The organism is Sandarakinorhabdus glacialis, assembly GCF_014643455.1.
GTDB classification, from domain to species: Bacteria; Pseudomonadota; Alphaproteobacteria; order Sphingomonadales; family Sphingomonadaceae; genus Sandarakinorhabdus; species Sandarakinorhabdus glacialis.
Genome location: NZ_BMJM01000028.1, coordinates 1 through 4,559, shown reverse-complemented (window position 1 = coordinate 4,559; position 4,559 = coordinate 1). Strand labels below are relative to the sequence as shown.

The window sequence follows — 4,559 nt, the reverse complement described above, 5'->3', positions numbered from 1 at the left end:
GCCGGGCAATACCAGTCCATCCCATGGCCCACTCCATCTCTTTGCAAAGACGGTTGAATCACAAGATACTGGTATTGCTCAACTACTTTCGGATCAGGCTCTAAGCCACATCAGGCTTCGGGCCGGGCTTGTCCCTTCTGCGCAAAACATTGTCGCGATAACCAACAGCTTTTTGCACATCTGCATTCCGAACACACACGCGAACGCCCTATTTTGCTCATGCCAACCGCCGCGACCACCTTTATTTGTTGGGCGGGACTTACGGTCGTGCCGTAATTGTCGGCCTGATCGATCTCAAGGCGCGGTTTCAAGCGCCTCTACGAACAGATTGAGCGTAGCCTCGGCAAACGCCCACATGTTGGAAACGCGGTCGTTCGAGCTGGTCCGCAAAGTGCGCACCATGGTCACTGTGCCGACAACCGCCATGCATGTATGGCCCGGCGGATCACCGTAGGTGTTGCCGTCCGGCCCCGCCGCCCCGGTCTCGGAGAGTCCCCAGTCGACCTGGCCATGTCGGGCGCGGATCTCAGTTGCCAGAAGTAGCGCATACGGCTCGGAGCTGGACCTGATGCCGTCCGCACGCATCTTGTCGATCGAGATGCCGGCAAGATTTCGGATCGAGCGGCCCGAGTAGGTTACAGCGCCGCCGACGAAGTAGGCAGAGGCACCTGGAATGGCCAGAAGGCTCGCCGATATCAGCCCTCCGGCAGACGTTTCGCCGACCACTACCGTTTCGCGGCGCTGGATAAGCAAGGCGGCGGCGCGAGCGCCAAGAACATGAAGATCTTGCATGGAAATACCCTTGGAGCTGCGCTTGTAACGGTCGTAGGATTCCGCCGAAACAGTTGGTGCCCGCAAGGGGATCGCGTGAGAACAGGGTAGCATCATGGGCTGGCCAGGTTGGAGCAGCATCGCTGCTCACTCGTACGGCTCATCTGGTCAGAAATGCTCGCTCAGCTCAGATCCGGCAAGTGCGATCCAATATCCATCTTTTCGTGCAGCACGCGCACGATATCGATTGCGTCAGACGTCTCACGATACATGATGAGATGCGAGCCTGCCCGGTAACGCCGATAACCGGCCCTAACCTTGTCGTATAGCCGCCCGAGCCTTGGATTGGCGGCCACGGCGTCGATAGCTGCTTGTATCATTCGCAGATACGTCTCGGCCTGGTCATCATCCCAGCGCTTGGTAGTGTGTTCCCATATGTTGTCCAGATCGGCGCGCGCCAGCGGCGACAGGATGTAGCGTGTCACGTGGCGGAATGCTTCGCCCGCTTGGCGGCAATGAACGCGTTAAAATCGAACGGCGTCGACTCGCCGCTATTCTCGCCAGCGATCAAGGCTTCCCGGAGTGCCAGAACCCGTACTTCATGCTCCTCGAGCAGCCGCAACCCGGCACGAACAACGTCGCTCGTCGAACTGTACCGCCCTGAGGCGACCTGCTGCTGGACAAAGTTAAGCATATGGTCGCCAAGGCTGACGGAAGTGTTTTTGGCTGTCATTGCATGTCACATCCTAAACTGTACCAAGGATTGGTATAGCGGGTCGCTGCCGTCTCTGCAATCATGGCGGCGCTCAGTCGCAGTCGAAAGCATAGGCATCACGCCGTCCGCAAGGGACCCGGTTGCGATCAGGCCGGCGTCAGGACTTCACTGGGCGCAGTTCGACCCGATCGAGGTTGATCGATCCGGTGACCAGCTTGATCCAAACCTCGTATTCAGCCAGTGTCAGGATCGAGACGGGGGTTGTCTGAAGCCGTAGTGGTTACGAACCGCCAGCGTAGGTAGTGCTTGTTGACGCGATTAGGGTTTCGGTTCTGGGTTTACGAATTTCGACCTCGATCTGGGCAGCCGTTTCGTCTGGGCCGCTCATCGTTTGAAGGAGGAGGGACGGACCTGCGTAACGCGCGTTGAATGTCGCGTCCTGTCCCAGGTGGCGCCGGTTCAGGTGAATTTCCCAGCGACCGGCGGCAAGCGCTGCATGCCACGTGATATATTCATGCGGATCGTTCCAATAGCCGACGAAACGCCGCCCATCCATGCGACCGCAGTCTTGGGCCACACCGCTGCGCCGGGCCCGCGACCACGTCGCTGTGATTTGAATTCTATAGGCTGGATTTCGTCCGGCCCAAGGATGACCGGAGCAGCGGCATGCTGACATCTCCAGCCAGGACGATGCGCCCTCGATCACGGCGGACACGCCGATACTGAAGGGGTGCGACTGAGGCAATCTGGTCGGTTCACCGCTTTGTTCCTGGCTGGCGGAGCCCCCTTTGAGACCGCACACCAGACTCCCGAACGCTGGATCAGGCACTGTCAGACGAATGTGGCACGGCGTGCTCAGCAATGGTAGCCGACGCGGATGAGCCGCAAATCCAGCGCTGCGCCGCCGAGCCCGTTTCGCTATTTCAACAGTTCGCCGGAGGTGATCCGACTGGTTGTAATGATGTACGTCAAATACCCGTTGTCGCTTCGGAACGTCGAGGACCTGCTGGCCGAACGTGGGATCGACATCTGCCACGAGACGGTGCGGTTCTGGCGGAATAGGTTCGGCCGCCGAGATCCGCCGGAAGCGCGTTGACCGCATGCGCGCCTATACCCATTGGCGGTGACACCTCGACGAGGTGTTCGTGAAGATCAACAGTGAGAAGCACTATCTGTGGCGGGCCGTCGATCATGAAGGCGAAGTCCTGGAAGCGTTCGCCACCAAGACCCGTAACAAGGCCGCTGCCCTGAAGTTTCTCAAGAAGATGATGAAGCGTCATGGCAAGCCCGAGGTCGTCACCGACAAGCTACGCTCCTACGGCGCCGCGATGAAAGAAATCGGCAACGCCGGCGTCCAAGAGACAGGCCGCTGGCTGAACAACCGGGTCGAGAATTCCCACCAACCGTTCCGACGACGAGAATGGGCCATGCTGCGGTTTCGAAGAATGCACACCCTTCAAAAATTCAGCGCCGTCCATGCCTCGGTCCACAACCATTTCAACCACGAACGCCATCTCGTCAGCCGCGACATCTACAAAGCACGACGCTCCGCCGCGCTGGCGGAGTGGCAGGCAGTCATGGGCTAACGCCAGGTCCGGTTTGGGATTCCTGCGCGAACCGGAGACAAGTGACCGTTAGATTGACAGCACCGAGTCGCGGTGGAATTGGTTGCACAACAAAAATGTTATCGAGATAGGGTAGGTATGCTGCGTCTTCAAAATATCATTCTCGAGAAGGTGGCCACCGGGAGCCCTCTCGACGCGACTGCAGATCGCCTTTGCCAAGAGGTCGAGGGACTGTTGCCGGGCGTAATCTGTTCGGTGCTTTCTGTTGACCGAGCCGGATACCTTCGTCCGCTCTCCGCGCCTTGCCTGCCGCAGTCATATTCGGCAGCACTCGATGGAGTACTTATCGGGCCTCAGGTGGGCTCATGTGGAACTTGCGCCTATTTCCGTGCACCCGTGACGGTCATTGACATTGCAACCGATCCTAAATGGGCAAGTTACAAGCATCATGTTTTGCCCCTCGGCCTCCAGGCTTGCTGGTCAAGCCCGATATGTGATGAGCGCGGCGATGTGCTCGGCACGTTCGCCCTCTACTACCCGGACCGCCGTGGTCCGACGGGTGAAGAAGAGCAGATCGTCGCTACCTGCACCTATTTGTGCGTCATCGCGATGGAGCGCCACAATCGCAAGCTTGAGCAGGAGCGCACAGCCGACATCGACGAGCTTACGGCATTGGCGAACCGCGCCTGCTTCAATCGTGCGCTTGCCGGACTGTCGTGCGAAACGCCGGGCGAGTGGGGAATAATAATCCTGGATCTCGACAACCTGAAGGTCACGAACGACACTTTCGGTCATCAATCCGGCGACGACCTCTTGCAGGAAGTCGCATTGCGCGTCGCTGCCACGATTTACCCGGAAAAAGCTTTTCGTCTCGGAGGCGACGAGTTCGCTGTCATTGTCCATCATTCAGGCACAGGCTCTGACATCGAAACTATGGCTCAGCAGATCCTCGACGCTTTAAGCGAGCCGGCGTTGTGCGGCGAACACCTGATCCACCCGCAGGCAACCATCGGCTGCGCAGTGCTGGCCTGCGGCGATGTCACCGCTGAAAGCGTTCGCCAGAATGCAGACTTCGCCCTTTATCATGCCAAGGAAACGGGACGGGGTGGATTTGTGAGGTACCGGCCAGGCATCCGGACGGGGATCACGAACCGTCTCGATGCCATACGCGACCTCACCGCCGCCCNTTCCTGCGACCGCGTTCAGTGACGCGCTGTCGGACGCGCAGGTCGCCTGTGCGCTTACCGAGTTGATGGTGTCACGGGTTGTCGCGGATGCCGCGACTTGGCTCGAACTCCGCATTCCCCTTCAGCACGTCGGTCTCAATGTGTCTTCCGCCGATGTCTACCAGGGCAAACTAAGTCGAAGGTTGGCCGCTGCATTGACTGAGCGCAATGTACCATTGAAGCTGCTCACCGTCGAGATTACCGAGAGTATCTACATAGGGCGACGTGACCATGTAATCTCACGTGAGATCAAAATGATGCGGGAACTGGGGTTGCGGGTGG

5 protein-coding genes and 1 pseudogene are annotated in these 4,559 nt (G+C 58.9%); 3 read left to right on the top strand and 3 right to left on the bottom strand.

Translation table 11 applies throughout. From position 1 onward, the window contains the following. Positions 1–294 precede the first annotated feature (294 nt). The 3 genes from IEW98_RS15935 to IEW98_RS15925 are packed head-to-tail and all read right to left on the bottom strand — an operon-like array spanning position 295 to position 1,504. Positions 295–912 (bottom strand): CinA family protein, encoded by a 618-nt coding sequence (locus IEW98_RS15935; protein ID WP_243450827.1) that lies wholly within the window; start codon positions 910–912, stop codon positions 295–297. A 41-nt stretch (positions 913–953) separates the two neighbouring features. After that, positions 954–1,256, bottom strand: a complete 303-nt coding sequence (locus IEW98_RS15930; RefSeq protein WP_188764501.1) for a type II toxin-antitoxin system RelE/ParE family toxin — start codon at positions 1,254–1,256, stop codon at positions 954–956. Then, complete coding sequence (locus tag IEW98_RS15925) at positions 1,253–1,504, bottom strand: type II toxin-antitoxin system ParD family antitoxin (RefSeq protein ID WP_188764499.1); 252 nt, start codon at positions 1,502–1,504, stop codon at positions 1,253–1,255. The genes IEW98_RS15930 and IEW98_RS15925 overlap by 4 nt, the downstream gene beginning before the upstream one ends. A gap of 859 nt (positions 1,505–2,363) precedes the next feature. On the opposite strand from IEW98_RS15925, the pseudogene IEW98_RS16995 reads away from it, so the two are divergent. From IEW98_RS16995 to IEW98_RS15910, 3 genes and pseudogenes are all read left to right on the top strand, one after another. Next, positions 2,364–3,072 (top strand): annotated as a pseudogene (locus IEW98_RS16995) (IS6 family transposase). Between the two features lie 117 nt (positions 3,073–3,189). Next, complete coding sequence (locus IEW98_RS15915; RefSeq protein WP_188764497.1) at positions 3,190–4,260, top strand: sensor domain-containing diguanylate cyclase; 1,071 nt, start codon at positions 3,190–3,192, stop codon at positions 4,258–4,260. Continuing rightward, positions 4,211–4,559 (top strand): EAL domain-containing protein (locus IEW98_RS15910; RefSeq protein WP_188764495.1); only part of this gene is annotated, 349 nt, incomplete at its 3' end. The genes IEW98_RS15915 and IEW98_RS15910, both read left to right, overlap by 50 nt.